General features: G+C 29.6%; 4 protein-coding genes. All 4 read left to right on the top strand.

The features are described from left to right. The coding region (locus B0A80_RS20975) for a hypothetical protein (RefSeq protein ID WP_208861505.1) at window positions 1–270 on the top strand (270 nt) is incomplete at its 5' end. 160 nt (window positions 271–430) lie between these two features. Beyond that, on the top strand, window positions 431–1423 hold the full coding sequence (locus B0A80_RS20640) for a putative phage abortive infection protein (protein ID WP_089078510.1): 993 nt from the start codon (window positions 431–433) through the stop codon (window positions 1421–1423). 169 nt (window positions 1424–1592) lie between these two features. Next, the gene (locus tag B0A80_RS20635; protein WP_089078509.1) at window positions 1593–2507 is read left to right on the top strand and encodes a hypothetical protein; all 915 of its coding nucleotides are present in this window, start codon (window positions 1593–1595) and stop codon (window positions 2505–2507) included. A gap of 292 nt (window positions 2508–2799) precedes the next feature. Then, the coding region (locus B0A80_RS20630; RefSeq protein WP_133063734.1) for a hypothetical protein at window positions 2800–3397 on the top strand (598 nt) is incomplete at its 3' end.

Below are 3397 nucleotides of genomic sequence, written 5' to 3'. Positions count from 1 at the left end.
ATAAATGATAATATATTATTAATTACCATATTCTCTGTAATCTATATCGGAAATCAAATTAGTGCTTATAGAAAATTAGATGCGGATAAAGTTAAGGATGGACTGTCTAACAGAAAAATTGTATTTGAATATAATGGTAAAAAAATATCAACTTCTAAACAAAATGTTTATATAGGTCAAACCCAATCTCATCTTTTTTTGTATAACACTAAGAATAAAAGTACTTACGTTTACAAAACAGAAAATATTGATTCTTTGATTATAAAATAAGAACTTTTCCCCCGCTAGCGTGAGCGTCTCGCTCGTGAAAGCAAAAATTGGCAAACGTGAATACTAAAAGAAAACGAGTGAGATGCTCAAGCTAGCAGGAGTTTGTTTCGCTTATAAACAAATTACTTGCTTGGCTATAAGACTTAACTACTAAATAAAAATGACAGAAAAACAAAAGATTTTACTTTTCAGTGGACTGATTCTCATAACGACAGTACTTATTTTTCTTCTAATTCCTTATTTGGTGACAAATAAAAATTGGGGATGGGAATACAGTTCTAACACGGGTGTCATAGGTGACACTATAGGTGGTATAACAGGTCCACTAGTTGGATTTATAGGTGTAATCTTAACTTTTCTTGCCTTTTACATCCAATTTCAAGCAAACCAAGTTCAAGTTCAAGCATTAGAAGAACAGAAGACGTCGGCAAAACAACAAGAGAATCAAATATTGCTTCAGCAGTTCGAAAGTAATTTTTTCGAACTTCTAAAACTACATAGAGAGAATGTTAGTGAATTAGACTATCGGAATAACAGAGGCAGAAATGTTATAATAAAAATTGTAAATGAATTTTTTGAAATTATTGATGCATTACAAGAAAGTAAAACAAATGTAATACAAACCAATCGTCTTGACGAGCAGGATATAGCCAATATAGCCTACACAATTTTATTTTTTGGAACAGATGAAACTGTATCAGATGTTCTAGAAAATAGATTTTTTGAAAAATATGGAAAAATTGAAATTTCTATTTCATGTTTTATCGGAGAAGAGCTCAGGGAAAAGGAAAATCCATATCGTTCAGACAAGTATTATTTTAACGGTCATCAATCAAGATTAGGACATTATTTTAGGCATCTAAGACGAATTGTAACATTTGTACACAGGAACAATTTTCTTACAGAAACCCAAAAAAAGGAATACATAAGGATATTAAGAGCTCAGCTTTCTAATCACGAACAAATAATTCTATTTTTTAACTCCATTTCAGATTTAGGTTTAAAATGGGAATTAAAAAATGACACAAATGAGCAACTAATCACTACTTATAATCTAATAAGAAATATTCCATTAGGTTCAATATATGGTTATAGACCTAAGCGTTATTATCCTCAACTTAAAATGGAAAACGATTTCGAAATCAAAATGTGAGTAGATTAAAAATGTTACAGATAACAGCTAATACAGTGGATTTCGGCAATTCGCTTAATAAATGTTTTTTTTTTGAATGACTTGGCAAATCCGAAAAAAAGGTTTAATTTAATCCAACCTCTTTTAGAAAGGGAACGTTATACAATATGTTAATCAAACTAATTTATAATTGACAGCAAAGAAAAAAACATCAAGTATTGAGAAATTTAATTTAGGCTTAGGTATATTTAATTTCATAGGTCTTATAGTATCTATAAGTATAGCAATTTGGGCTATAAAATCAAATGAATCAATAGCCGAAAAATCTGGAGTTTTTGATAAGGGAGAATTAAAAATTTCATTTGGAGGATACTTTCTTGAATCCGATTCAAAATATGATATTTATTATGGTATCAATTTTAAGGATTCAACTATGCATTTTACAGGATTACCGATTGGTGTTCATAATCAAGGTAAGAAAACTTTAGAAAACATTAATATCCTCTTTAAATATCCTCACTTAGCAAATTTAGCAGTTAAAGACAGTTATTTTGAGTTAAAATCCATTTTTACAGATTCCATTGAACGAAAGTTTTTAACAGTCGAACCTTTTGATGAAGTATGTTATAAATTACACAATGTTAATCCCAATTTTTCAATTCTCGTCGATGATCCATTCTATCTTCGAAAGGAAACTACTGGAGAAGTAGTTGTACCAGTTGTTACTAGAGATAATAAGAAGATGAATATTTCAGCATCTTATGCGTATGCTTACAAAATATTAATTGGAGTAACGGGAAAAGATGTAAATTCTCAGAAATTCGACTTTAATTTAAACTATAGAAATGAAACAGATTTGAATAAATTGCTTAATAAAATAATCAAAGAAAAAATTACGGAAGCCAAAAAATCAGGAAAAATGAATCTTGGTTTTGTTCTTGTTATTCCAAAAGTTAGAGAAGTTTTAGAGCAGAAAAATATAAAAATTTCGCAAATGACTTCAGATGAAACCACAACACTTTATTGTGAATTTGATAACGAAATTAGAAAAGTCTCAGTAATAAATCAAGATGGGACAGTTCAAAGAGAAATTGCTTTAAAATAAATAGATTGCAAACAGCTACTACAAAGAATCAGCCAACGCTAACGCGAGCATCCCGCTCGTGAATGCAAAGATTGGCAAACGTGAATACAGAAACGGGTACGAGCAAGATGCCCCCGCTCGCACTAGCGATTGAAACTATAGCAATGAATACGAAATCAAGAAACTTTAACCCTGATCGCGCAGATTTATCTCCGCAACGTATCCCGTTAGCGCGGATTTGTAATCCGTACCCTCCTGCTAGCGCGAGAACGTTAGCGGTAATGCGCCCGCAGATTACCGAAAAAACATAATTATGACAATAACATTTTACATACTTTTAATTATATTAATTATTTCCTTAATAGTTTTTCTAATATGGAATATTTTCTTGTATAATAAAAAAGTTTTAATTAGAAATGAATCGAAAGAATTCTTTGAATTAAAATATCAATTACAATTTTATGTTGCCGTATTTTCTGTTTTAATTGGAGTTCTTTCGTTTTTAGGTTACAGTTCATATAATGAGATTGTTAATAAGGTCAAAGATGAGATTTCAAAGGATACAGAAACTTCTAAACAAGAAATCAATGCAAAAATCTTGGCAACACAAAATGAACTCTCAAAAATTTCATTTGAGAACGAACGATTAAGAGAAACTAATAAAGAAGTTTTAAATAATAGTGAAAAAACCAATGATCGTTTTTATACATTATATGAACAATTTCTAAGTATGAATAAAGATTTATACGAATCGGAAAATGAATTACAATCCCAAATTAACAATGTAAAAAATGCTGAAAAAGATTTAACGAACGTTAAGAAAGATATTTCTGAAATAAAGAAAATAGATTTTTTAAATCAAGTTTATCTAGTTACTGATATAAATTTTCGCGAAGCTAAAGAAAATGTAA

Source organism: Flavobacterium tructae (assembly GCF_002217475.1).
GTDB classification, from domain to species: Bacteria; Bacteroidota; Bacteroidia; order Flavobacteriales; family Flavobacteriaceae; genus Flavobacterium; species Flavobacterium tructae.
This window is presented reverse-complemented; position numbering and strand designations above follow the sequence as displayed.

Bases quoted from the DNA above. Each gene is read 5' to 3' on its own strand.
- B0A80_RS20640 (WP_089078510.1), top strand. From the start codon at position 431: ATGACAGAAAAACAAAAGATTTTACTTTTCAGTGGACTGATTCTCATA.